Annotated in this window: 26 protein-coding genes; 8 read left to right on the top strand and 18 right to left on the bottom strand. The window is 74.3% G+C overall.

Going from position 1 to position 23,843, the window contains the following annotated elements:
• Positions 1-15: 15 nt before the first annotated feature.
• Positions 16-360, bottom strand: a complete 345-nt coding sequence (locus H4O22_RS14555) for a DUF6912 family protein (protein ID WP_182524092.1) — start codon at positions 358-360, stop codon at positions 16-18.
• Positions 357-1,796, bottom strand: a complete 1,440-nt coding sequence (locus H4O22_RS14560; RefSeq protein WP_182524093.1) for a WS/DGAT/MGAT family O-acyltransferase — start codon at positions 1,794-1,796, stop codon at positions 357-359. The genes H4O22_RS14555 and H4O22_RS14560 overlap by 4 nt, the downstream gene beginning before the upstream one ends.
• A 134-nt stretch (positions 1,797-1,930) precedes the next feature.
• On the opposite strand from H4O22_RS14560, the gene H4O22_RS14565 reads away from it, so the two are divergent.
• Complete coding sequence (locus H4O22_RS14565) at positions 1,931-2,290, top strand: hypothetical protein (RefSeq protein ID WP_182524094.1); 360 nt, start codon at positions 1,931-1,933, stop codon at positions 2,288-2,290.
• Between the two features lies 1 nt (position 2,291).
• A complete protein-coding gene (locus H4O22_RS14570; RefSeq protein ID WP_182524095.1) occupies positions 2,292-3,647 on the top strand; it encodes a hypothetical protein in 1,356 nt (451 codons plus the stop codon).
• On the opposite strand, the gene H4O22_RS14575 is transcribed toward H4O22_RS14570, so the two are convergent.
• Both H4O22_RS14575 and H4O22_RS14580 read right to left on the bottom strand, forming a co-directional pair.
• Positions 3,610-4,893, bottom strand: a complete 1,284-nt coding sequence (locus H4O22_RS14575; RefSeq protein WP_182524096.1) for a CpaE/TadZ family protein — start codon at positions 4,891-4,893, stop codon at positions 3,610-3,612. The two genes, H4O22_RS14570 and H4O22_RS14575, sit on opposite strands and share 38 nt — an antisense overlap.
• Positions 4,894-4,897: 4 nt before the next feature.
• A complete protein-coding gene (locus H4O22_RS14580) occupies positions 4,898-5,569 on the bottom strand; it encodes a hypothetical protein (protein WP_182524097.1) in 672 nt (223 codons plus the stop codon).
• 101 nt (positions 5,570-5,670) lie between these two features.
• On the opposite strand from H4O22_RS14580, the gene H4O22_RS14585 reads away from it, so the two are divergent.
• Complete coding sequence (locus H4O22_RS14585; RefSeq protein ID WP_182524098.1) at positions 5,671-5,919, top strand: helix-turn-helix domain-containing protein; 249 nt, start codon at positions 5,671-5,673, stop codon at positions 5,917-5,919.
• A gap of 4 nt (positions 5,920-5,923) precedes the next feature.
• Here the strand turns inward: H4O22_RS14585 and H4O22_RS14590 are convergent, their stop codons facing one another.
• Genes H4O22_RS14590 through sigE form a run of 3 tightly spaced genes read right to left on the bottom strand, consistent with a single transcriptional unit; the run spans position 5,924 to position 8,400 of the window.
• Positions 5,924-7,273 carry a S1C family serine protease gene (locus tag H4O22_RS14590; RefSeq protein ID WP_182524099.1) on the bottom strand — a complete coding sequence of 450 codons (1,350 nt, stop codon included), beginning with the start codon at positions 7,271-7,273 and terminating at the stop codon, positions 5,924-5,926.
• A 51-nt stretch (positions 7,274-7,324) separates the two neighbouring features.
• Positions 7,325-7,819 (bottom strand): anti-sigma factor family protein, encoded by a 495-nt coding sequence (locus tag H4O22_RS14595; RefSeq protein ID WP_182524100.1) that lies wholly within the window; start codon positions 7,817-7,819, stop codon positions 7,325-7,327.
• Entirely contained in the window at positions 7,816-8,400 is a 585-nt protein-coding gene (gene sigE, locus H4O22_RS14600) for an RNA polymerase sigma factor SigE (protein ID WP_182524101.1), read from the bottom strand. The genes H4O22_RS14595 and sigE overlap by 4 nt, the downstream gene beginning before the upstream one ends.
• A 140-nt stretch (positions 8,401-8,540) precedes the next feature.
• Between sigE and H4O22_RS14605 the strand changes: the two genes are divergently transcribed.
• Positions 8,541-9,194: an O-methyltransferase gene (locus H4O22_RS14605; RefSeq protein WP_182524102.1), complete on the top strand. Its 654-nt coding sequence runs from the start codon at positions 8,541-8,543 to the stop codon at positions 9,192-9,194.
• Here the strand turns inward: H4O22_RS14605 and H4O22_RS20780 are convergent.
• A complete protein-coding gene (locus H4O22_RS20780; protein WP_182524103.1) occupies positions 9,191-11,266 on the bottom strand; it encodes an MMPL family transporter in 2,076 nt (691 codons plus the stop codon). The genes H4O22_RS14605 and H4O22_RS20780 overlap by 4 nt on opposite strands.
• 75 nt (positions 11,267-11,341) lie before the next feature.
• Between H4O22_RS20780 and H4O22_RS14615 the strand changes: the two genes are divergently transcribed.
• A complete protein-coding gene (locus tag H4O22_RS14615) occupies positions 11,342-11,803 on the top strand; it encodes a MarR family winged helix-turn-helix transcriptional regulator (protein WP_182524104.1) in 462 nt (153 codons plus the stop codon).
• Here the strand turns inward: H4O22_RS14615 and H4O22_RS14620 are convergent.
• From H4O22_RS14620 to H4O22_RS14630, 3 genes are read right to left on the bottom strand one after another with little or no spacing between them, the layout of a single operon-like run.
• On the bottom strand, positions 11,797-12,135 hold the full coding sequence (locus H4O22_RS14620) for a polysaccharide deacetylase family protein (RefSeq protein ID WP_182524105.1): 339 nt from the start codon (positions 12,133-12,135) through the stop codon (positions 11,797-11,799). The two genes, H4O22_RS14615 and H4O22_RS14620, sit on opposite strands and share 7 nt — an antisense overlap.
• Positions 12,136-12,137: 2 nt before the next feature.
• The gene (locus H4O22_RS14625) at positions 12,138-13,676 is read right to left on the bottom strand and encodes a leucyl aminopeptidase (RefSeq protein ID WP_244962979.1); all 1,539 of its coding nucleotides are present in this window, start codon (positions 13,674-13,676) and stop codon (positions 12,138-12,140) included.
• 5 nt (positions 13,677-13,681) lie between these two features.
• Positions 13,682-13,849 (bottom strand): DUF3117 domain-containing protein, encoded by a 168-nt coding sequence (locus H4O22_RS14630; RefSeq protein WP_182527156.1) that lies wholly within the window; start codon positions 13,847-13,849, stop codon positions 13,682-13,684.
• A 138-nt stretch (positions 13,850-13,987) separates the two neighbouring features.
• Between H4O22_RS14630 and H4O22_RS14635 the strand changes: the two genes are divergently transcribed.
• Complete coding sequence (locus H4O22_RS14635) at positions 13,988-14,782, top strand: enoyl-CoA hydratase/isomerase family protein (protein ID WP_182524106.1); 795 nt, start codon at positions 13,988-13,990, stop codon at positions 14,780-14,782.
• 4 nt (positions 14,783-14,786) lie between these two features.
• On the opposite strand, the gene H4O22_RS14640 is transcribed toward H4O22_RS14635, so the two are convergent.
• Genes H4O22_RS14640 through dapE form a run of 5 tightly spaced genes read right to left on the bottom strand, consistent with a single transcriptional unit; the run spans position 14,787 to position 18,091 of the window.
• Entirely contained in the window at positions 14,787-15,569 is a 783-nt protein-coding gene (locus tag H4O22_RS14640; RefSeq protein WP_182524107.1) for a M14 family zinc carboxypeptidase, read from the bottom strand.
• Positions 15,570-15,571: 2 nt separating this feature from the next.
• On the bottom strand, positions 15,572-15,997 hold the full coding sequence (locus H4O22_RS14645) for a hypothetical protein (RefSeq protein WP_182524108.1): 426 nt from the start codon (positions 15,995-15,997) through the stop codon (positions 15,572-15,574).
• Between the two features lie 15 nt (positions 15,998-16,012).
• Entirely contained in the window at positions 16,013-16,291 is a 279-nt protein-coding gene (locus H4O22_RS14650) for a DivIVA domain-containing protein (RefSeq protein ID WP_182527157.1), read from the bottom strand.
• Positions 16,291-17,025, bottom strand: coding sequence for an LOG family protein (locus H4O22_RS14655; RefSeq protein WP_182524109.1), 735 nt, complete (start codon positions 17,023-17,025; stop codon positions 16,291-16,293). The genes H4O22_RS14650 and H4O22_RS14655 overlap by 1 nt, the downstream gene beginning before the upstream one ends.
• Before the next feature lies 1 nt (position 17,026).
• On the bottom strand, positions 17,027-18,091 hold the full coding sequence (gene dapE / locus H4O22_RS14660) for a succinyl-diaminopimelate desuccinylase (protein ID WP_182524110.1): 1,065 nt from the start codon (positions 18,089-18,091) through the stop codon (positions 17,027-17,029).
• Positions 18,092-18,195: 104 nt separating this feature from the next.
• Here dapE and H4O22_RS14665 point away from each other — a divergent pair, with 104 nt between their 5' ends.
• Positions 18,196-19,047: an LLM class F420-dependent oxidoreductase gene (locus tag H4O22_RS14665; protein ID WP_182524111.1), complete on the top strand. Its 852-nt coding sequence runs from the start codon at positions 18,196-18,198 to the stop codon at positions 19,045-19,047.
• A 115-nt stretch (positions 19,048-19,162) separates the two neighbouring features.
• On the opposite strand, the gene ileS is transcribed toward H4O22_RS14665, so the two are convergent.
• The gene (gene ileS / locus H4O22_RS14670) at positions 19,163-22,420 is read right to left on the bottom strand and encodes an isoleucine--tRNA ligase (protein ID WP_182524112.1); all 3,258 of its coding nucleotides are present in this window, start codon (positions 22,418-22,420) and stop codon (positions 19,163-19,165) included.
• 383 nt (positions 22,421-22,803) lie between these two features.
• On the opposite strand from ileS, the gene H4O22_RS14675 reads away from it, so the two are divergent.
• Positions 22,804-23,463: a PepSY domain-containing protein gene (locus H4O22_RS14675; protein WP_182524113.1), complete on the top strand. Its 660-nt coding sequence runs from the start codon at positions 22,804-22,806 to the stop codon at positions 23,461-23,463.
• Between the two features lie 9 nt (positions 23,464-23,472).
• Here H4O22_RS14675 and H4O22_RS14680 read toward each other — a convergent pair whose 3' ends face one another.
• Positions 23,473-23,814 carry a DNA polymerase ligase N-terminal domain-containing protein gene (locus tag H4O22_RS14680; RefSeq protein WP_182524114.1) on the bottom strand — a complete coding sequence of 114 codons (342 nt, stop codon included), beginning with the start codon at positions 23,812-23,814 and terminating at the stop codon, positions 23,473-23,475.
• Positions 23,815-23,843 lie beyond the last annotated feature (29 nt).

Consider the following 23,843-nt stretch of genomic DNA (forward strand, 5'->3'; position numbering starts at 1 on the left):
GGGAGCCGGCGCCGGTCAGGAGGCGGAGCCGTCGAGCAGCTGCGGGATCTCCTGGGTCGCGAACCAGGCCAGGTCGTCCTCGGGGTCGGCCCCCGGAGCGGTGTCGGCGTGCACCGCGACCAGGTCGCGCAGCGGCACCGCGGCGTCCGGGTCGTCGACCTCCGCGACCACCACGACCCGCCGTCCGGCACCCTCGAGCAGCCCCGCGGAGGCGACGCCCGCGGCGACCAGCGCGGCGTACTCGCCCTCCTCGGTGTCGTCCGGGGCGACGTAGCGCTCCTGGTCGGCGGGCACCGCGCCGGCCTCGACGTACGCCGCGAGCCCGGCGACCGTCGTCGGCACGTAGACCCGGTGCGTCATCGCGGGTCCGTGCGCTTGCGGCCGCGCGGCGCCTGGGGGCGATCGCCGGTGACGGTGTCGAGCAGCTCGGCCAGCGCCTCCCGGACGCACTGCCCGAGCAGGGCGGCGTCGGGCACCAGGTCGCGGTCGGCGGTGATCCCGTAGACCACCTGGCCGTCGTACGACGTGACGCCGACCGCGAGCGCGTGCCCGGGGAGCAGCGGCGGCACCGGGTAGGTGGTCAGCATCCGCGCGCCGGCGGCGTACAGCGGGGACTGCGGCCCCGGCACGTTGGTGACGGTCAGCTGGGAGCCCCGGTGCTGCTCGGCGGCGGCGACCCGCGAGCCGATCGCGTGGAACGTGGTCGGCGCGAAGCCGGCGATCCCGGCCAGCCGGTTGGCGGCCACCCCCCGGCCGGTCTCGCGGTGCGCCTTGAAGGAGTAGGAGACCTGGTGCAGGCGGACGACGGGGCTGGCCTCGCCGACCGGCAGCTCGACGAAGTGGGCGGCGATCTGGCTGCCGAGCGAGGTGGCCTCGAGCTCCTCGTCGATCACCGACACCGGCACCAGCGCGCGCACCTGGCGCATCCCCCGCAGCGACTCGGTGCGGGCCATCAGCCAGGCGCGCAGGCCCCCGGCGACGGTCGCGAGGATGACGTCGTTGACGGTGCCGCCGAGCCCGTCGCGGATCCGCCGGTAGTCCTGCAGGTCGGTGTGCGCCACCACGACCCGTCGCTGCTGCGAGAGCGTCCCCGAGATCGGGCCCGTCCGCTCCGGGCGGCGGCCGGCGAGGCCGTTGACGACCTGGCCGGTACGCCGGCCGGCGCCCTGGACGCCGCGCAGCACCGACCCGGTCGTGCTGCGCACCGCGTCGACCGCCGACGAGCGGTCGCCGACGGTCTCGCGCACCGCGTCGAGGACCAGCGCGGTCGGGGACGGTCGGTGCTGCGGCCGCCACTCGTCGCCGCCGAGCGCCTTGGGCTCGGCGGTGCGGTCGAGCAGCACCTGGCCGAGGTCGACGGTGTCGACGCCGTCCACCAGGACCTGGTGGGACTTGTAGAGCAGCGCGACCTGTCCGTCGGCGAGCCCCTCCACGAAGTAGATCTCCCACAGCGGCCGGTTGCGGTCGAGGGGACGCGAGACGATCCGCGCCACGAGCTCCTGCAGCTGCTCGGGGCTGCCCGGCCGCGGCAGGGCGGAGCGGCGTACGTGGTAGCCGAGGTCGAAGCGCGCGTCGTCGACCCAGACCGGGTTCGCGACCCGCCCCGGGACGCTCTGCAGGCGCTGGCGGTAGCGCGGGACGAACGAGATCCGGTCGCTGATCAGCCCGAGGAGCCGGTCGTGGTCGAACCCGGACTCCGCCGGGTCGAAGATCTCGACGGTCGCGTTGTGCATCGGGGTGGTCGGGGACTCCCCGGCGAGCAGGGCCAGGTCCCGGGCCCGCAACCGCTCGCTCATCGTCCCACCGCCCCCTCCTCGCCCGCGCCGGGCCGCCGAGGGCCCTGCTTGTCGTGCATGGGATTCTGACAGACGTGTCCGCACACCGCCCGGCACACCCACACCCCCAGCGCCTTCTCAGGAGGACTGTTCCGATGCGCCTACTGGTCGCGAGCCTCGCGGTCCTCGCGTGCAGCCTCTTCCTCGTCTCCTGCGGCGACGAGGAGCAGCCGCCCGCGGACGGAGGGACCACCAGCTTCGAGATCACCTTCGAGGGGGGCCGCGTCTCGCCGAGCGGCGCCGAGGCGACGGTCCCGCAGGGCAGCGACGTCGAGCTCGTGGTCGAGGCCGACGAGCCCGGCGTGCTGCACGTCCACTCCTCCCCGGAGCAGCAGCTGAGCTACGCGGCGGGCACCACGACCGTGCGGGTGGCCCTCGCCGACCAGCCTCCCGGGGTGATCGACATCGAGTCCCACGACCTCGACGAGGTCGTCCTCCGCCTCGAGATCCGCTGAGGTGGCCGTCGACGGGACCACGCTCGCGCACGGGATCGGGGGGGCACAGGACCTCCCCATCTCGCCCGAGCTCGCGATCGCCGGCGCGGTCGCCGCGCTGACGGTCTCCTTCACCGTCCTCGCCGTCGCCTGGCGCACCCCGCGGTACGACGCGCGCACCAGCGGGCGTCCCGCGCCCCCCTGGCTCGACGCGCTCGTCGCCTCCCCCGGCTTCCGGATCGCGCTCCGGGTGCTCGGGTTCGTGCTGTTCCTCTACACCGTGATGGTCGCGGTGCTGGGCCAGGACCGGACCACGAACCCGTTCTTCGGGATCTTCTACGTCTGGTGGTGGGTGGGCCTGGTGCCCGCCTCGCTCCTCCTCGGGCCGGTGTGGCGCGCGATCAGCCCGGTCCGCACGATCAACGCGGCGTTCGCCCGGATCTCCGGCGGTGACCCCGAGGAGGGGATGTTCCGGTACCCCGAGCGGCTCGGCCACTGGCCCGCCGCCGTGGGCCTGTTCGCCTTCGTGTGGCTCGAGCTGGTCTACCCCTTCTCCACCGAGCTCGGTCCGGTGCGGCTGTGGTGCGCGGTCTACGTCGCCGTGATGCTCATCGGCGGCGCGCTCTTCGGCAACGTCTTCTACGAGCGGGCCGACCCCTTCGAGGTCTACTCCGACCTGGTCGCCAAGCTCTCCCCCTGGGCGGTCCGCGAGGGCCGCCTGGTCGTGCTCAGCCCGCTGGCGAACCTCGCCTCGGTGGTCCCCCGGCCGGGGCTGGTCGGGGTGACCGCGGTGCTCTTCGGCAGCACCGCCTTCGACTCCTTCCGCGACTCCGGCACCTGGCTGCGGTTCCTGCAGGGCAACGACCTGATCCGCGAGAACTCGATGTTCGGCGTCGAGACCGCCGCGACGATCGCCAACAACCTGGCGCTGCTGACGTTCTGCGTCGGGGTCGGCGTGATCTTCGCGGCCGCGACCATGGCGACCGGAGGGGTGGAGAACCGCCGCACCCTGCCCGACCGGTTCGCCCACTCGATCGTGCCGATCGTCGTGGGCTACATCGTGGCCCACTACCTGACGTACTTCGTCGAGCAGGGCCAGCAGACGCTGATCCTGGCCAGCGACCCGTTCGGCGACGGCAGCAACTACCTCGGCACGGCGGACCTCCAGATCAACTACTGGCTCTCCTACCACCCGACCCTGCTGGCCAACACCAAGGTGCTGGCGGTCGTCATCGGGCACGTGCTCGGCGTGATCGCCGCGCACGACCGGGCGATCGCCCTGCTCCCCCGCCGGCACCAGCTGACCGGTCAGCTCCCGCTGCTGTTCGCGATGGTCGGCTTCACCGCGGGCGGGCTCTTCCTGCTCTTCGCCGCCTGAGCCCGCGCCCCGGCTCGGGGACGTGCGGGCCCACCAGCCCGTCGGCCACCGCGACCAGGCCCCGCACGAGGGGCGAGTCGCCCTGGGCGACCAGGGTGCTGCCCGTGACCAGCGCCCGGTCCGCGGCCGGCCGGTCGTCGGGCACGAAGTGCAGCCCCGCGTGCCGGACGAACCCGGACACCATCCCGGCGACGTCGCGCTCGGACCAGCCCAGGGACGGGCGCATCCGGTTGACGACCACGCGCACGGGGGTGCCGGGCACCCGGTCGCGCAGCTCGACGAGCCCGCGCGCGAGCCGGGACAGGCCGACCGGGTCGGCGGCACCGACCACCACCACCTCGTCGGCGCAGGCGAGCGCCTCGAGCGTGAGCTGGTTGCGGGCCGGCCGCGAGCCGAGGTCGAGGGGGTCCTCCTCGAGGCTGGCGCCGGTGTCGACCACGACGTCGCCGGCCGCGCGCGCCAGCCGCAGCAGCTCCTCCAGGACGCCGGCCCGGACCTCCACCCACCGGTCCGCGCGGGGCAGCCCGGTGACGACGGTGAGGTGACGCTCCAGCGAGCGCTGCACGGACGAGAAGCCCTCCTCCAGCGCGCCGGAGCCCGCGAGGCGCGCGGCCGCGAGCAGCCCGGAGACCTCGTCGAGCACGCCGAGCTGCTGGGCGACGCTCGCGGAGTGCGGGTCGGCGTCGACCAGCGTCGTACGCCGTCCGCGCCGCGCGAGCTCGGCGGCCAGCCCGGTGGCGAGCGTGGTCCGGCCCGGCGCCCCGGCCGGGCCCCAGACCACCACCACGCGGCCCGGGAGGGGCGGCGGGTCCGGCGGCGGCGGCCCGCTGGGGCCACCGAGGACGGCGTCCGCCTCGCCGGCCGTGTCCTCCTCGGCCGCGGGGGCGCTCGCCGCGACCACCGCGGCGGGGAGCGCGTCGAGCTCGCTCTCCGGCACCACGACGGGGACGCCGATCCGCGTCGCCCGCAGCCGCGACACCTCGTCGGTGGCCGCACCCGGCGCCACCGCGACCGCGGCCACACCGTGCCGGCGCAGGTGGTCGACCGCGGCCCGGTCCAGGCCCGGGGCCTCCAGCGCCAGCACCGCGACGTCGGACTGCCCGGCCGCCGCCGTGGCGAGCAGGTCGTCGACGTCGACGCAGCGCTTGAGCACGACGACCCCGCGGGCGTCGTTCAGCCGCCCGATCGCCGCGGACTCCCACGGCGCCCCGGCGGCGACGACCAGCACCACGACCGGGGAGGGCACCCGCTCACCCCCGCCGGACGACCGTGAGGACCGGCGACTCGGTCGCGGCGACCAGCTCGAACCAGCGGGCGGCGTCCGCCTCCTCGACCGCGAGCACCAGCTGACGCTTGCCGCTCGTCGCGAGCCCGGCGTCCTGCTCCGGGGCGTCGAGGACCGTCGCCGCGGCGATCGCGGGCCCGGTCTCCGCGGCCCGGCCGCCGGCGCCCGGCGAGGAGGTCACCACGTAGACGTCGACGACCGCGCCCGGGCCCACCGACGGCGGCACCTGCTCGGGGTCGACGGCGAGCGGCAGCTCCAGCCGGCCGGAGTCGCCGGCGCTGCCGACGGCGGCGCGCGGGAGCAGCTCGCCGGCGCCGACCCCGCGGCTGAGCTCGAGGTCGGCGGGCAGCTGCTCGTCGACCGTGAAGTAGTCCCCCAGCCGCTGCTCGTCGGCGAACCGGACCCGCTCCGCGACCAGGTCCCCCTCGCCCAGCCGGTCACCGGCGCCCATGTCGTCGCTCACCGCCCACACCTGGACCGTGTCGTCGGCGGCCGCGAGCAGTCGGGCGCCGCCGACGACCGAGACCGCGACGATCGCGACGCCCACCCAGAGACGCGGGTCGCGCCACGCGGACGCCGTCGACCGGACCGCCGGGGGCGGTGCCGGTGCGGTGGGGGTGCCGGTGCTGCTCGCCACGGCGGCCATCATGCCCGGGACGGGCCGCCGGGACACCCGGCTGTCCACAACCCCCCGGGTGGCACCGCGCCGGGGCCTTGGCCGGGTGCGACGATGGACCCATGGCCGCACCGCGCTTCCTCACCCTCGCCGACGTGGCGGAGGTGCTGAACACCTCCAGCGCCCAGGTCTACGCTCTCGTCCGTCGCGGCGAGCTGCTCGCCATCAAGATCGGCGGCCGCGGCCAGTGGCGGGTCGAGGCCTCGGTGCTCGAGGACTACATCCAGCGGATGTACGCCGAGACCGCCGCCTTCGTCGACCAGCACCCGTTCGTGGAGGCCGAGCCGGCCGCGGACCCCGGCGCGACCTGACGGGTCAGCCGACCTCGGAGTCGAGGGTGATCGTGAACTTCCGCTCGTCGCCGTCCCGGATGACGGTGAACTCCAGGGTCTCCCCCGGCTGGTGCGAGCGGATCGCGACGATCAGGGCGATGCCGTCGGTGACCCGGTCCTCCTCGACCGCCACGATCATGTCGCCGGCCCGCAGCCCGCTGTCCTCGGCCGGGGTCCCGTCGCCGACCTTGCCGATCTCGGCGCCCGAGCCGTCCCGCTGCCCGGTCTGCACCTCGGCGCCGATGACGGGGTAGCGCGCCTCGCCCGTGCGCAGGATCTGGTCGGCGGTGATCCGCACCTGCTCGATCGGGATCGCGAAGCCGACCCCGATGTTGCCCGACTCCGAGCCGAAGCCGCCGCCGCCGGTCGTGGCGATCGCGGAGTTCACGCCGACCACCTGACCGCGCAGGTTGACCAGCGGGCCGCCGGAGTTGCCGGGGTTGATGGCGGCGTCGGTCTGCACGGCGTTGATGTAGGACGACTCGCTCGCGGTGTCCCCGGTGCTCACCGGTCGCTGCAGCGCGCTGACGATGCCCGCCGTGACCGTCGAGCTCAGCCCCAGGGGCGAGCCGATCGCGACGACGCCCTCGCCGACGCGCAGCGCACCGGAGGACCCGAGCGCGGCCGGCGTCAGCCCCTCGGCGTCCTTGGAGTAGAGGACCGCCAGGTCGTAGACCGGGCTGCGGCCGACCACCTCGGCGTCGTACCGCTCGCCGTCCTGGTCGACCACCTCGATCTTGCCGTCCGCGCCGGCGGCGTCCGCGACGACGTGGTTGTTGGTGACCACGTGGCCCTGCCGGTCGAGCACGAAGCCCGATCCCGTGGCGCCGTTCGCCTGGCCGTCGAGGTCGGCCGAGATCTGCACCGTGCTCGGCAGCAGCTCCTCGGCCACCGCGGCGATCGAGCCGTCGTCGACGGCGAGCGGCGGGGCCTCCACCGTGTCCACGCCGGCGAGGCCGTCGCTGACCGTGCCCGGGCCGGCCTCCGAGGACAGCTCCTCGTAGGCGACCGACCCGACCACCCCGCCGGCCACGCCCAGCACGAGCGCGAGCCCGGCGACGAGCGGCCACACCCACCCGCTCACCCGGCCCCGCGGGGGCGCGGGCCGCGCGGCGGCGCCCAGCGGCATCGACTGGGTGCCCGGGGGCGGGAAGGCCGGCCACTGGCTCGTGGGCGCCGGGCCGCCGGCCTGCTGGTGGGTCGGCGGCACCCAGGACGGTGCGGCCCGGTGGGCGCCGACCGGCTGGGTCGGCTCGTCGACCGGCGGCACGGGGTCGCCGATCGGCTGGGTGGGGTCGCCGTCCGCGGAAGGCGTCTGACCTGCGTCGTTCACGGAACCATCATCACCTGTCGCCGGAAGTGCACGGACGGAGCGGTACCCGGCTCAGCGCTGCCGGATGCTCCCCGACGAGGCGCGGGCCGGGCCGGGGGTGGGCGTCGGCGTACCGGACCCGGAGATCGAGGTGACCGGAGCGCGGCGCTCGATGCTGGGGGCGTCGGCCGGCGCGGTGCCGAGGGCGAGCACCCCCATCACCGCCGCGCCGACCGCGCCGCCGCCGATGGCGACCAGCCCCGCCGTACGCCGCGACCGGCCGGACGAGGACGGCAGCGCGAGGTAGGCGTCCCCCGGGGTCATCGCCGGCATCGCGGGACCGCGCACCCCGCACGACCCGAGCAGCGAGCCCTTCAGGCCGGGCGGCGCCGCGGTGTCACTCCGGTCCAGCCCGGCGAGCCGGGTCTTGACCCAGCCCTCGCGCTCGACGAGGTCGCGGCACTGGTGGCAGTGGTGGACGTGCGCCCACGCGCGCTCGGTCTCCTCTGCGGAGAGCTGCCCGTCGAGCAGGGCGCTGGTCCGCGAGCCGAGGTGCCCGCCGATCATGCGCAGCCCGGCATGGCGGCTGGGGCCGGGCCGGAGTAGCGGGCGCGGCCGGCGGTGGGGGCGCGGTGGGCGAGCGCGGAGCGCAGCATCGCGCGGCCGCGGTGGATCCGGGAGCGGACGGTGCCGAGCTTGGCACCGAGGATCTCGGCGATCTCCTCGTAGGAGAGGCCCTCCACGTCGCAGAGCACGACCGCGGCACGGAAGTCGGGCGGCAGGGTGGCCAGCGCCCGCTCGACGTCGTCGTCGAAGCGCTGGTCGGAGTACGCCGCGTCGGGGGCGGGCGAGGCGCTGGTCAGCCGGTCGGCCCGCTCGTCGGACAGCGCGTCGAAGCGGATCCGCTGCTTGCGCCGGGCCTGGTCGAGGAAGAGGTTCGTCGTGATCCGGTGCAGCCAGCCCTCGAAGGTGCCGGGCGTGTAGCTCGACAGGGACCGGAAGACCCGGACGAAGACCTCCTGGGTGAGGTCCTCGGCGTCGTGGCGGTTGCCGGTGAGCCGGTAGGCGAGGCGGTAGACCCGGTCGGAGTGCAGCTCGACGACCTCGTCCCACGAGGGGACCCCGGGACTCTCCTGCTGCGTCTCCACGCGGACCTCTCTCGACCTGAACACGTCCGGACCCGCCTCACGCTAGGTGACCTTGCTGAAAGAACCCTGTGAGCAGGAGAACGACCGGAGCGGCGGCGGTGTTCCCGTGGCCGACGGCCGGGCCGCGATACGTTGAGGTCGTGACGACGCCGATCAATGCCGCGAGCTGGTCCCACTCCGAGGCGTACGTCGCCGAGGACGACGTCCTGCGGGCGGCGCGCGCCCGCTCCGAGGAGGTCGGCGTCACCGCGATCGGCTCCGGCGGCGGCGCCGCGCTGCGCTTCCTGGCCTCCGTGCTCGACGCCCGGGCCGTGGTCGAGGTCGGCACCGGCACCGGTGTGTCCGGGCTCTGGCTGCTGCGCGGCATGCGCTCCGACGGCGTGCTCACCACCGTCGACATCGAGGCCGAGCACCAGCGCCTCGCCCGCCAGTCCTTCACCGAGGCGGGCATCCCCACCCAGCGCGCCCGCACCATCTCCGGCGCGGCCCTCGACGTGCTGCCGCGGCTGACCGACGGCCACTACGACCTGGTGTTCTGCGACGGCGACAAGCGCGAGTACGCCGCGTACCTGCGCGAGGCGCTGCGCCTGCTGCGCCCCGGCGGCGTCGTCGCGTTCGACAACGCGCTGTGGCACGACCGGGTCGCCGACCCCGCCCGCCGCGACGAGGAGACCGTCGCCATCCGCGACCTCGGCCGCGAGGTCGCCGAGCACGAGGGCCTGGTGCCCGTGCTCCTCCCGGTGGGCGACGGCCTGCTGCTCGCCAAGAAGGAGTGGGCGCCCGACCGCGCCTAGGACTGGGACGCCGGCGTCGCCGGCCCCACCTTCCGCGGCCACCAGAACCGGTCGCCGAGCAGCAGCGCCAGGGCCGGCACCAGCACCGTCCGCACCACGAGGGTGTCGAGCAGCACGCCGATGCAGATGATCGTGCCCAGCTGCGCCAGCACCACCAGGGGCAGCACTCCCAGCACCGCGAACACCGCCGCGAGCAGGATGCCGGCGCTGGTGATCACCCCGCCGGTCGCGGTCAGCGCCCGGAGCATCCCCTGCCGCGAGCCGTGCTCGGCGGCCTCCTCGCGCGCCCGTGAGACCAGGAAGATATTGTAGTCGACGCCCAGGGCGACCAGGAAGAGGAACGCCAGCAGCGGGGTCCCGGAGTCCAGGGCGTCGAACCCGAGCACGCGGGTGAAGACCCACCAGGAGACGCCGAGGCTCGCGGCGTACGTGGCGACCACCGTGGCCACCAGCAGCACCGGGGCCACCACCGCGCGCAGCAGCAGGAGCAGGGCGCCCAGGACCAGCACCAGGATCAGCGGGATGATCAGCAGCCGGTCGCGTGCGGCCCCCTCCCCCTCGTCGATGGCGGTGGCCTCGGTCCCGGTGACGTGGGTGTCGTCGAGCCCGTCGAGCGCGTCGCGCAGGTCCTCGATCGCCGCACGGGCGGCGGCCGACCCGGGCTCGGCGTCCAGCACGACGTCGATCTGGGTCACTCCCCCGCCCTCCTCGCCGACCGAGGCCCGGGTGACGCCCTCGACCTCCTCCAGGAGCGGCAGCACCTCCTCGGGGTCCTGGGTCGTGACCACCTGGGTGGGGTCGGAGACGCCGGAGGGGAAGGACTGCGAGACGCGCTCGGCCGCGCTGATCGCCTCGGGCTCGCGGAGGAACTGGTCGTCCTGGTCCAGGCCGGTGTCGACGCGCAGCAGGCCGGCGGCCAGGACCGCGAGCAGCACCAGGGTGCCGGTGACGAAGGCCGCGGGACGGCGGGCGACGCGCTCACCCACCCGGTGCCACAGCGAGTCGGTGTCGACGAGGGTCGGCTCGCCCACGTGCGGCACGCGCGGCCAGAAGACCCACCGGCCGAAGAGCACGAGCGTCGCCGGGAGCACGACCAGCGCGAACGTCGCCGCGATCACCACGCCCACCGCGCACGCCAGCCCCAGCCCGCGGGTCGTCGGGGTCAGCGAGAGCAGCAGGGTGAGCAGCCCCAGCACGACCGTCGTCGCGCTCGAGAGGACCGCCTCCGCCGTCCGTCGTACGGCGACCGCCATCGCGACGTGGCGCGACTCGGTGGTGCGCAGCTCGTCGCGGTAGCGGGAGATCAGCAGCAGCGCGTAGTCGGTGCCGGCACCGAAGACCAGCACCGAGAGGATCCCGACGGTCGACTCGTCCCAGGCCACGTCGAGCGCGGCCATCAGCTGGGTGGCGGCCACCGCCGAGAGCCGGTCCGCGATGCCGACGACCGCGAGCGGGATCACCCACAGCACCGGGCTGCGGTAGGTCAGGACGAGGAGCACCGCCACCACGCCCGCGGTGACCAGCAGCAGCCGGAGGTCGGCGCCGTCGAAGACCGCCGCGAGGTCGGCCTCGATCGCGGCCGGCCCGGTGACCTGGGCGGTGACCCCGTCCGGGACGGCCTCGTCCACCCGGTCGCGGAGCTCGGTGACCAGGTCCGCGGTGTCGGTCGCCGACCCGGACGTGACGGGGACGACGACGATCGCGGCCGTCCCGTCCTCGGCCACCAGCAGCGGCCCGTCCGGACCGGTCGGCACGCCGCCGATCTCGCCGGCGACGTCCCGGAGCCCGGACAGCGCCTGCCGCGGCAGCTCGCCGTCGTCCGCGCTGAAGACGACCACGGCCGTGCTCGCGCCCTCGTCGGGGAGCCGGTCGGCCAGCTCGGCCCCGAGGGTGCTGTCCAGCCCGCTCGGCAGCTGGTCGGCCGTCCGCTGGGTCCGCTCGCCCTCGCCCAGCACCGCGAGCGCCAGGACCGCCAGCAGCAGGGGCACCAGCGCCACGACCCAGGCCGTCCGCCGCCCGGTGATCAGGCCGACGAGCCCCGAGCCGCGTCGAGGGGAGCCGGGGTGGGCCATGGGAGACTCCTGCCGTCGTGCTGCTGGGTGTGGAAAGATTATTCAGCAGCCTAGTCATCAAGTAGGTGAAACAAAATGGACGGCCGTCCGGTCCCCCACCCCACCACCGTGGCGCTGCGCGAGGTCGTCTCCGCCGCAGTGCGGCTCCGGCACGCCGTCGTCCGCCGCTCGGGGCTGAGCGAGACCGAGCTGGTCGCCCTGGAGCACCTCACGGACGGGCCGGTCGGCCCCAGCGAGCTGGCCCGGCGGCTCCAGGTGAGCGCCGCCGCCTCGACGGGGATCGTGGACCGGCTCGAGGCTCGCGGGCACGTGCAGCGCACGGCGCACTCGGCCGACCGGCGGCGCACCGAGGTGCACCTGACCGACAGCGGGCGCGAGGAGGTGCTCGGGCACCTGATGCCGATGCTCGTGGCGCTGCGCGCGCTGAGCGAGGAGCTCGACGAGCAGGAGCACGCGGTGGTCCAGCGCTACCTGCGGGGCGCCGTCGCGGCGTTCGACCGGGTGAGCGCCCCGGAGCAGCCCGCGACCGATCAGTAGCGGGCCGCGGCCTCGAAGCCCTCCCAGCCCTCGGCGACGGCGACGATGTCGCACGCCTCGATGAGCTCGGGCGGCCGGCCCACGATCCGGGTGCCGGGGGCCTCGTCCGCACCGGCCCGGAAGGCCTCCTCGAACTCCGCGCGCGCCTGGTCGGTGGCGAAGACATAGCAGCCCTCGAACCACTCACCACGGCGCACCCGCCAGGTCTTGAACCGCAGCCCCGCGCTGCCGGTGAACCGGGCGTGCGAGGTGCCCTCGACGTACGCCGCGAGCTCCTCCTCGACCCCGTCCGCGGCGCCGACGAGCGACCAGCGGACGGTCAGGCCGAGCATGCTCAGAGCCCGTCGAGCGGGTCCGGGCCGCCGAGCCAGGCCAGCAGCGCCCGCGCCCCGAAGCCGGTGGGGCCGGCGGTCCACTCGAAGCTCTCCTCGGGCGCGTCGCCGACCGAGGCGACGTCGAGGTGGGCCCACGGGACCTCGCCGACGAAGTGCTGGAGGAACAGCGCGGCGGTAATCGCGCCCGGTCCCCCGGCGCCGTTGTCGGCGTCGGCGACCTTGGAGGCGATCTTCTCCTCGTAGACCTCCGCGAGCGGGAAGCGCCACAGCGGCTCGCCGGCCGCCTCGCCGGCGGCGGCCACCTTCGCCGCCAGGGCGTCGCGGTTGGCGAAGAACCCGCCGACCTGCTGGCCCAGCGCCACCTTCATCGCACCGGTCAGCGTGGCGACGTCGACGACGACCGCGGGGTCGAGCGTGGCGACGGCGTACGCCAGCGCGTCGGCGAGGACCACGCGACCCTCGGCGTCGGTGTTGGTGATCTCGCTGGTGCGCCCGCCCCAGTGCCGCACCACGTCGCCGGGGCGCACGGCGTTCCCGGAGATGGCGTTCTCGGCCATCGGCACCAGGCCGACGACCCGGACCGGGCAGCCGACCTCGGCGAGCGCCGCCATCACCGCGAGCACGACGGCGCCGCCGGTCATGTCGCGCTTCATGTTCGTCATCGCCTCGCCGGGCTTGATGGAGAGCCCGCCGGTGTCGAAGGTGATGCCCTTGCCGACCAGCACCACCGTCGGCGTACGACGGCCGGCCCGGCGGGGCGTGTAGTCCAGGCGCACCAGCCGCGGCGGCGTGGCCGAGGCCTTCCCCACCGCGAGGATGCCGCCGAAGCCCTCGTCGGCGAGCCGGCGCTCGTCCCAGACCTCGTGACCCAGGCCCGCCTCCTCGGCGACCAGGCGGGCCTGGTCGGCGAGCCAGGCCGGGTTCTTCAGGTTCGAGGGGACCGTAGCCAGGTGGCGGGCGCGCCAGCCGGCGCGGCCGAGCGCCACCGCGCGGCGGAGCACCGCGGCGTCGGCCTTCGACCGGCCCGCGAGGACCACCCGCTCGGCCGGCACGTGCTCGGGCGGCGAGGAGCGCCAGTGGAACCGGAACGAGCCCAGCACCACACCGACGACGAACGCCTCGAGACCGGCGTCGTCGACGACCGCCGGCACCGACGTCGCCACGGTGGCGCGGTCGGTGACAGCGCGCGCCAGGGCCGCGCCCGCGCGCCGCAGGTCGGCCGGCCGCTGGGCGCCGACGCCGACGAGCAGCACCAGCGCGGGGCCGCCCGCACCCCCGGCGACCGGGACCGCGGTGACCTCACCGGCTCTGCCCGTGGCGCGCTCCTGCTCGAGCAGGGCGAGCAGGTCGATCCCGAGCGTGCCGGACAGCTCCTCGGCGCCGGGACCGAGGACCGGGGTGCCGCCCTCCTCCTCGGAGGGCAGCACCGGCACGGCCACCACCTCCGCGCCGGGCACGGCGTGCGGGAGCTCCGCGCTGAGCGCGAGCTCCGGAGGGGTGACCTGTCGGGGCAGGATGGGGCGGCTCGGTGAGGTCACGGACCTCAGCCCACGACGTCCTTGAGGGCATTCCCGAGAGCGCCGGCCTCGTCGGCGTTGAGCTCGACGACGAGTCGACCCCCGCCCTCGAGGGGGACGCGCATCACGATGCCGCGTCCTTCCTTGGTGACCTCCAGCGGACCGTCGCCCGTCCGCGGCTTCATCGCCGCCATCCGGCACCTCTTCCTTGTGATCAGGGGACGTGCGGGGCCGGGAGCGGCCCACCACGCCGTGTGCGCGGACCATTATCCCCTATCCGGGCGGTGGCCCGCGCCACAGTGTCCGGGAACGGGTGCGGCAGACTGCGCGCCATGACCGACGCACCCGTGCTCCTCGACCTCACCGACGGGGTCGCCACCATCACCCTGAACCGTCCTGAGGCCATGAACAGCCTCGACGTGGCCACCAAGGTCCTGCTCCGCGAGACCGTCCAGCAGGTCGCCGAGGACCCCGCCGCCCGCTGCGTGCTGCTGACCGGCACCGGCCGCGCGTTCTGCACCGGCCAGGACCTCAAGGAGCACGTGCAGCTGCTCGAGAACGGCGGCAGCGACGCCCTGTTCCGCACCGTCGACGACCACTACAACCCGATCGTCGGCGCGCTCGCCGGCATGGCCAAGCCCGTCATCGCGGCGGTCAACGGCGTCGCCGCCGGCGCCGGCGCGAGCCTCGCCTTCGCCTGCGACCTGCGCCTGGTCGCCGACACCGCGGGCTTCAACCTCGCCTTCGCCAACGTCGCGCTCTCCTGCGACACCGGCGCCAGCTACCACCTGCCGCTGCTGGTGGGCCGCGCCAAGGCGATGGAGCTGCTCTACCAGCCCCGCACGGTGCGCGCCGAGGAGGCGCTCAGCCTCGGGCTGGCCACCGAGGTGGTGCCGGCCGACGAGTTGGCCGCGCGCGCCCGGGAGCTCGCCGAGCGGCTCGCGGCGGGCCCGACGGTCGCCCTCGGCGCGATGCGCCGGTCGGTGGCGTACGCCGCGGGGCACACCTTCGAGGAGGCGCTCGCCTTCGAGAGCGAGATGATGCAGCTCTCCGGTGCCACCGAGGACCACCGGCGCGCGGTCGCGGCGTTCGTCGCGAAGGAGAAGCCGGCCTTCGAGGGCCGGTGAGCCCTCAGCCGGGGTGCGGGGACTCCTCGACGGTCCGGTAGCCGCGCCAGGCGCCGAAGACCCGCAGCACCCGCTCGGGCGCCACGCGGCGCATCAGCCGCCGGCCGGGGCGCGCGCCGTACTCCACGGTGAGCGCGTCGCCGCGGAACCGGTGGTTGAACCAGCCGGTCATCGTGCCGTGGCACACGCCGCCGCAGTCGAAGGTCTTCGTCGGCAGGTCCAGCACCCGCGCGACCCGGCGGGCGAAGCGCGGCCGCTTGGTGTCGGTGTCCACGCCGTGCAGCGGCTGGTGGAAGCTCAGCACGTGGTCGGGCCGCACGCGCCGCAGGAACCTCATCATCGCCCGCGTCTCGGGCTCCGAGGCCGCTCGCGGCCCGGACTCGTAGCGGCCGTCGAGGTCGACCCAGTTGAACGGGTAGTTGCGGTTGAGGTCGACGCCGCGCGCGTTGCGGCGGGACCCGGCGGCCAGCCCGTCCGGGTTGTACGTCGGCACCACCCACAGGTCGAGGTCGCGGACCGGCCCGCCGTCGACCAGCGCGCGCAGGATCTGGCGGGTCGCCGACTCGTCGCCGTGCATCGTCGCGACCAGCACGACCGTCTCGACGCCGGGGCGGCGCTCGCCGAGGCGCCAGGCGACGATGTCGCGCCCCTGCACCGACTCGCCGAGCACCCGGCGCTCGACCACGGTGGGGTCGGGGGCCGCCGACGGCGCAGCGGCCGCGGGCGCGGCCGGCGCGAGGCCGGTGACCAGCGCGAGGACGGCGAGCAGCGCTCCGGGACGGCGCATGGTCAGACGTACTCCTTGAGGTAGGCCCAGGTGAACACGGCGACGCCGACGACCATGCCGACGTGGGCGAGGATGGAGAGCCCCGGCCCCTCCGACCAGGTGTCGCCGCGACCCTCGGAGGCGTGCCGGCCGCGGCTCGGCAGCCAGCGCACCAGGATGAGCAGGCCGGCGAGCGCCACCAGCCACCACAGCCCGATGGCGAGGATGCCGACCCCGCTGCCCCCGACGACGGTGTCCGCGGGCGCGACCAGGAAGGCCACCCAGACGGCCAGCGCGAGCACGCCGGCACCGGTGTGCAGGTCGAGCAGTCGGCGGCCGACCTCGAGGCGGCCCGCTCCGCCGGCGCCCCGGCCCAGCCGGAGCCGGGTGAGGACCACGACCACGGCGCCCAGCGCGGTCAGGACGTAGACGATGACGGCGGTCGACACGGCGGGCAGTCTGCCCTACGCCCGCGGTGCGTCGCCATCGGCGTCCGCGGCCTCCACGGCCTCCCGCTCGGCCGCGAGCCGGTCCAGGAGAGCGTCGACCTCCGCCATCCGGTAGCCCCGGAAGGCGAGCGGGAACCGGACCCGGCGCAGGTCGTCGGCGCTCAGCGGGCCGGTGGCCGGGACCAGGGCGTCCGGCCGGTCGTCGTACGCCTCGGCCATCGGGGTCCCGCGACCCGCGGCGACCACGGCGACCCCGCCCATCAGCAGCACGACGAGGACCGCGAAGAGCCACATCACGACGGGTTCGCCTCCCGCGCGGCGACCATCACCGCGACCGCCTCGTCGACGTCGTCGGTGAGCACCAGCGAGTCGAGGTCGTCCTGGGTGATCCGGCCGTCGGCGAGCATCGTCGCGCGCATCCAGGCCAGCAGCCCGGACCACTCCTCGACGCCGAGCAGCACGATGGGGAACGAGGTGACCTTCTCGGTCTGCACGAGCGTCATCGCCTCGAAGAGCTCGTCGAGGGTGCCGAGGCCGCCGGGCAGCGTGATGTAGCCCTGGGAGTACTTCACGAACATCGTCTTGCGGGCGAAGAAGTAGCGGAAGTTGACGCCGACGTCGACCCAGGAGTTGAGCTCGGCCTCCCACGGCAGCTCGATGCCGAGGCCGACGCTGACCCCGCCCGCCTCGCTCGCACCCTTGTTGACCGCCTCCATCACCCCCGGGCCGCCGCCGGTGATCGCCGCGAACCCCGCCTCCGCCAGCGCTCGGCCGACCCGCTCGCCCAGGGCGTACGTCGGGTGGTCGGCGGGCGTGCGCGCGGAGCCGAAGACCGCGATCGCCGGACCGAGCTCGGCCAATGCGCCGAAGCCCTCCACGAACTCGGCTTGAATCCTCATGACGCGCCATGGATCGGTGTGCACCCAGTCCGAGGGCCCCCGGGAGTCGAGCAGCCGCTGGTCGGTGGTGCTGTGGTCGACCTGCTGACGGCGCTGGATCACCGGGCCCTTGAACTTCGAGCGCACCATCTCAGCGTCCCTCCAGCCAGTCGCGCAGCCGGGACTCGCACCGCTCGATGTCCGCGACCGGCACGTGCTCCTCCTGCTTGTGGGCCAGCATCGGGTCCCCCGGCCCGTAGTTGACCGCCGGCACGCCGAGCGCGGTGAAGCGCGCGACGTCGGTCCAGCCGAACTTCGGGGCGACCTCGCCGCCGACCGCCGCGATGAACGCCTTCGCGGCCGGGCGGTCCAGCCCGGGCAGCGCGCCCGGCGCGGTGTCGGTGAGCCGCACGTCGTACCCCTCGAAGACGTCGCGGACGAACCGCTCCGCCTCCGCCTCGCTGCGGTCGGGCGCGAACCGGAAGTTGACCTCGACGACGCACTCGTCGGGCAGCACGTTGCCCGCGACGCCGCCGCGGATGAAGACCGCGTTCAGCCCCTCGTGGTACTCCAGCCCGTCGATGACCGGCATGCGCGCCTCGTAGGCGTTCAGCCGGGCCAGCACCTCCCCGGCGCCGTGGATGGCGTTGACCCCGCGCCAGCTCCGCGCGGAGTGGGCGCGCTCGCCGGTGGTGCGGACCTCGACGCGCAGGGTGCCCTGGCAGCCCGCCTCGACCACCGCGTTGGAGGGCTCCATCAGGATCGCGAAGTCGGCGGCCATCAGGTCGGGGTCGCTCTCGGCGAGGTGCAGGAGGCCGTTGTGCTCGGCCTCGATCTCCTCGCCCTCGTAGAGGATGTAGGTCACGTCGCGGACCGGCTCGGGCACGGTGGCGGCGAGCCGGAGGATCACCGCGTCCCCGCCCTTCATGTCGCAGGTGCCGAGGCCGTGCAGGACGCCGTCCTCGAGCCGGCTCGGCAGGTTGTCGTTGACCGGCACGGTGTCGAGGTGGCCGGCGATCACGACCCGCTCGTCGCGGCCGAGGTCGGTGCGCGCGACGACGGTGTTGCCCCGGCGTACGACCTCGAGGTGGGGCAGCGTCCGGAGCGCCGCCTCGACGGCGTCGGCGATCGCCTGCTCGCCGAGGCTGACCGACTCGATGTCGACCAGCTGGCGGGTGAGGGTGACGGCGTCGGCGGAGAGGTCCAGGGTCGTCATGGCGCCCATCCAACCAGCCGCCCCCGCCGCCGGCCCGGCCTCGCCATCTGGACAGGTGTCCAGTTCGACTTCCCTGCCACTGGAACACGTTCTAGTCTCGGCCCATGCGCAACGGCCTCGTCCTGTTCACCTCCGACCGCGGCATCGCGCCGGCCACCCTCGCCAAGGCCGGGGAGGACCGGGGGTTCGACACGATCTACGTCCCCGAGCACACCCACATCCCGGTCAAGCGGGAGGCGGCGCACCCGGGCACCGGCGACGAGACGCTGCCCGACGACCGCTACCTGCGCACCCTCGACCCCTGGGTCTCGCTCGCGACCGCCGCCGCCGTCACGACGCGGATCGGCTTGTCCACCGCGGTGGCGCTGCCGGTGGAGTCCGACCCGATCACGCTCGCCAAGACGATCGCCACGCTCGACCACCTCTCCGGCGGCCGGGTGACGATCGGCGCCGGCTTCGGGTGGAACACCGACGAGCTCGCCGACCACCACGTGCCGGCGGCCAAGCGGCGTACGGTCCTCAAGGAGTACGTCCAGGCGATGCGCGCGCTGTGGACCCAGGAGGAGGCCTCCTACGAGGGCGAGTTCGTCTCGTTCGGGCCCTCGTGGGCCTACCCCAAGCCCGTCCAGGCGCACGTCCCGCTGATCATCGGCGCCGGCGGCGGGCCGAAGACGTTCCGCTGGATCGCCGAGCACGCCGACGGCTGGATGACCACCCCGACCCAGACCGACATCTCCGGGCAGATCGCGGCGCTGAAGACGGCCTGGGCCGAAGCCGGCCGCGACGGGATCCCGGACATCCGGGTGCTGATCGCGTTCCGCCCCGACCCCGCCGACCTGGCCGCCTGGGCCGAGGCCGGCGTCACCGAGCTGATCTGGGGCGTGCCGGACAAGTCCGAGGACGAGGTGCTCGCCCACCTCGACAAGCAGGCCACCCGCCTCGGCCTCACCGGCTGACCCCCTCGTACGCCGAGTCGGCGTGAGTTGTACGCCGAGTCGGCGCTTGTGTCCGCCCTCCCTGTGGAGAAAGCGAACATTCGCGCCGACTCGGCTTACTGCTGGGGGGTGGGGGTCAGGCGCGGGTGACCGAGACGGTCGCCTTCTCGCCGTCGCCGACGGCGACCTCCGCGACGCTGCCGACGACCTCGGCGGCCGGCCGCACGTCGTACGACGTCGCGAGCGTCTCGCCGGTGACCAGCGCCTCGTGGGCGCGGGCCGCGGCCTGCACGGCGTCCGAGCCGCCGACCACGAGCGCGATCCGGTCGGAGACGTCGAGGCCGGCGTCGCGGCGGGCCTGCTGGACCGCGCGCACCAGGTCGCGGGCCAGGCCCTCGGCCGCCAGCTCCGGCGTCACGGCGGTGTCGAGGACGACGAACCCGCCGCCGGGCAGCATGCCGACCGCGGAGCTGTCGTCGGCGGCGCCGGCGACCGTCTCGAGGGTGTACTCCCCCTCCTCCAGCACCAGCCCGCCGGCGGTGACGGTGCCGTCGTCGGCCACCGACCAGTCGCCGGACTTCGAGCCCTTGATGGCGTCCTGCACCGACCGGCCGAGCCGCGGGCCGGCGGCCCGGGCGTTGACGGTCAGCTTCCGCGAGACGCCGTACGACGCGGCCTCCGGCGCGTCCGCGGCCAGCAGGCGGACGTCCTTGACGTTCACCTCGTCGCGGACGATGCCCTCGAAGCCGGCCAGCGCGGCCGGGTCCTCGACCACGACCGTCAGCGTCGCGAGCGGCAGCCGGTTGCGCAGGCCCGCGGCCTTGCGCAGCGCGGATGTCGCCGAGCAGACGTCGCGCACCTGGTCCATCGCGGAGACCAGCGCCTCGTCGGCCGGCAGCTCGTCGGCCGAGGGCCAGTCGGTGAGGTGCACCGACCGGCCGCCGGTCAGCCCGCGCCAGACCTCCTCGGTGGTCAGCGGCAGCAGCGGCGCGGTGGTGCGGCAGACGACCTCGAGCACCGTGTAGAGGGTGTCGAAGGCGTCGGCGTTGTCGCCCCAGAACCGGTCGCGGGAGCGGCGGATGTACCAGTTGGTGAGCACGTCGAGGAACGACCGGGTCGCGTCGCAGGCGTCCGCGACGGCGTAGTCGTCGAGCGAGGCGGTCATCTGCTCGACGTACTGGCGGCACTTGGCGAGCAGGTAGCGGTCCAGCGGGTCCGCGGAGTCGGTGCGCGCGGTCGCCTCGTGCCCCTGCCCGTCACGCGCGGCGTTGGCGTAGAGCGAGAAGAAGTACCAGCTGTTCCACAGCGGCATCAGCACCTGCCGCACCGACTCGCGGATGCCCTGCTCGGTGACGACCAGGTTGCCGCCGCGCAGGATCGGCGAGGACATCAGGAACCAGCGCATCGCGTCGGCGCCGTCGCGGTCGAAGACCTCGCGGACGTCGGGGTAGTTGCGCAGCGACTTGCTCATCTTGTTGCCGTCGGAGCCCAGCACGATGCCGTGGCTGACGCACGCCTCGAACGCCGGCTTGTCGAACAGCGCGGTCGCCAGGATGTGCAGCGTGTAGAACCAGCCGCGGGTCTGGCCGATGTACTCGACGATGAAGTCGCCCGGGAAGTGGCCCTTGCGCTGCGCGGTCCCGTCGAACCACTCGGCGTTCTCGAAGGGGTAGTGCACCTGCGCGAACGACATCGACCCGGAGTCGAACCACACGTCGAGCACGTCGGTGACGCGGCGCATCATCGACCGGCCGGTCGGGTCGTCGGGGTTCGGGCGCACCAGGTCGTCGACGTAGGGCCGGTGCAGGTCGGGCTCGCCGTCCTTGCCGCGCGGCAGCCGGCCGAAGTCGCGCTCGATCTCGGCGAACGAGCCGTACACGTCCAGGCGGGGGTACGCCGGGTCGTCGCTCTTCCAGACCGGCACCGGGGAGCCCCAGAAGCGGTTGCGGGTGATCGACCAGTCGCGGGCGTTCTCCAGCCACCGGCCGAACTGCCCGTCGCGGATGTGGTCGGGCACCCAGCGGATCTGCTGGTTGAGCTCGAGCATCCGCTCCTTGATCGCGGTGACCTCGACGAACCACGACGAGACGCCCTTGTAGATCAGCGGCTCCCGGCAGCGCCAGCAGTGCGGGTAGGAGTGGTCGTAGGTCTCGCGGCGCAGCAGCACGGTGCCGGGCGTGACCGCACCGGCGTCGCCCTCGCCCCGGGTGGCCGCCTTGAGGTGGTCGATGATGTGCGGGTTGGCGTCGAAGACCTGCATGCCCTCGTACTCCACGACGGGGTGGGTGAACCGCCCGTCCTTGCCGACCGGCATCACGGCCTCGATGCCCTCGCGGTCGGTGACCACCTTGTCGTCCTCACCGAAGGCGCCGGCGGTGTGCACCAGCCCGGTGCCGTCGGTCGTGGTCACGAACTCCGCGGCGACGACGCGGAAGGCGTTCTCGTGGCCGAGGTAGTAGGAGAACGGCGGCGTGTACGTCAGCCCCACCAGGTCCGCGCCGGTGCCGCGCCAGACGACCTCGGGGCTCTCGCCGAGCTCCCGGGCGTACCCGCCCAGCCGCGCCTCGGCCAGGACGTAGCGCACCCCGTCGGCGAGGACGGCGACGTAGTCGATGTCCTCGCCGACCATCACCGCGAGGTTGGACGGCAGCGTCCACGGCGTGGTCGTCCAGACGAGCAGCTTGGCCCCGTGCAGGTCGCCCTCGGAGACGATGTCGTAGCCCACCGTGACGGCCGGGTCCTGGCGCACCTGGTAGACGTCGTCGTCCATCCGCAGCTCGTGGTTGGACAGCGGCGTCTCGTCGTTCCAGCAGTACGGCAGGACGCGGAAGCCCTCGTAGACCAGGCCCTTGTCGTAGAGGGACTTGAACGCCCAGATCACCGACTCCATGTAGTCGGGGTTCATGGTCCGGTAGTCGTGGTCGAAGTCGACCCAGCGCGCCTGGCGGGTGACGTACTCGCGCCACTCGCCGGTGTAGGTCATCACCGACTCGCGGCACGCCTCGTTGAACCGGTCGATGCCCATCTCGACGATCTCGTCGGTGGTCTTGATCCCGTTGAGGCGCATCGCCTCGAGCTCGGCGGGCAGGCCGTGGGTGTCCCAGCCGAAGCGGCGCTCGACGCGCTTGCCGCGCATCGTCTGGTAGCGCGGGACCAGGTCCTTGACGTACCCGGTCAGCAGGTGGCCGTAGTGCGGCAGCCCGTTGGCGAACGGCGGGCCGTCGTAGAAGACGAACTCGTTCGCGCCGTCCTCGCCGGCGTCGCGCTGGTCGATGCTGGCCTGGAACGTGCCGTCGGCGTCCCAGTAGGCGAGCACCCGCTCCTCGAGCGCGGGGAACGCCGGGCTCGAGGGGACCGTGCCGGACTCGGACAGCGTGACCTTCGGGTAGGTCATGGGTGCACTCCTGCGGTGTAGTGGATCGATCACCGCAGGGACGATCCGAGGACCGCGGTACCACCCTGCTTGCCCCTCGCGGGACCACTCTCGCGACGGCTGTGACGGGCCCACCCGTCCGGTTCTACTGAGTCCCTCGCTCGCTGGTCGAGCGTGTCGAGACCGTTCTTCCGGAGGCTCGCCGCTGATGACGGCTCGAACGCCTGTGGCCCCAGCGTAGGCGCTCGTGGCCGGACGTGCACACCGGGTTCCGGCCGGCTCGCCCCACCCCTGCGGCACCCGCCCGACCGGCACGGGACCACGGTGCCCCGGCCATAGGACCCTTCCCCGGCTCGGTCGCTCCGCCCGACGATGGGAGCTCACCCTCTCCCTCTGGAGGCCCGATGAGCATCGGCCGCAACGCCCGCACCTCCGTCCTGGCCGCGCTGATCGCCGGGCCACTCGCCCTGGGGCTGGTCGCCTGCGGGGACGACGACGACGGCGGCACCGGCTCCTCCGCGGAGAGCTCGGCCGCCCCCACGCCCACACCCACGCCGACCCCCGCCTCGCCCACCGACGCCTCGCCCACCGACGCCTCGCCCACCACCGCCGCACCCGCGGGCGACGACGCGGTCGTGCTCGCGGCGGCGACGACGGCTGCCGACGCGGTCCCCGGAGGCAGGCTGTACAGCCTCGACCAGGTGCCCCAACGCTGGGAGGCGGAGGTCGTCGACGGCGACGGGCGCCTCTTCGACCTGACGGTCGGCGGCGACGGCGCCGCCGTGACCGTCGACCCGGTCGAGGACCGCGACGACGCCGACGACCGCGCCGAGCGGAGGCGGCTGCTGAGCGAGGCCACCGTCGACCCCGCGGGTGCCGTGGAGGCCGCGCGGACCGCCGTCTCGTCCGGCACGATCACCGGCCTCGACCTCGACGAGAACGCCGGCAGGGCCGTCTGGGACGTGCAGTTCGACGAGAACGCCGCGACCGAGCAGACCGTCACCGTCGACGCGGCGTCCGGCGAGGTGCTCGGGACCGAGGTCGAGAACGAGGACGACGACTGAGCCGGCCCGTCAGGGCTGCTCCTTGGTGAGGTGCAGCAGCCAGTCGGTGCCCGTGTCGATGAGCGCGTACCGGCGGCTGCCCGCCGTCCCGTGCAGCACGAACACGAACCGCCGCTCGGTGCGGTCGAGCAGCTCCCACCAGCCGTGGTCGGCGATCTCCTTGTGCTCGTCGGTGTACGCCGCGTGGCCGAGGTCGTGGTCAGGCACCGCCACCGCGAGCCGGTCGCGGCGGGAGTCCGTCGGCAACCCCTTCGGGACCGCCCACGAGCGCAGCACGCCGTCCTCCTCCAGCCGGAGGTCGAAGTGGTGGCGTGGGCGGTGGTGCTCGTGCAGCACGAAGACCGGACGCATCGTCAGCTGACCTCCCGGGACCCATGGTG

It is taken from the genome of Nocardioides dongkuii (genome assembly GCF_014127485.1).
In the GTDB taxonomy this organism is placed as follows: domain Bacteria; phylum Actinomycetota; class Actinomycetes; order Propionibacteriales; family Nocardioidaceae; genus Nocardioides; species Nocardioides dongkuii.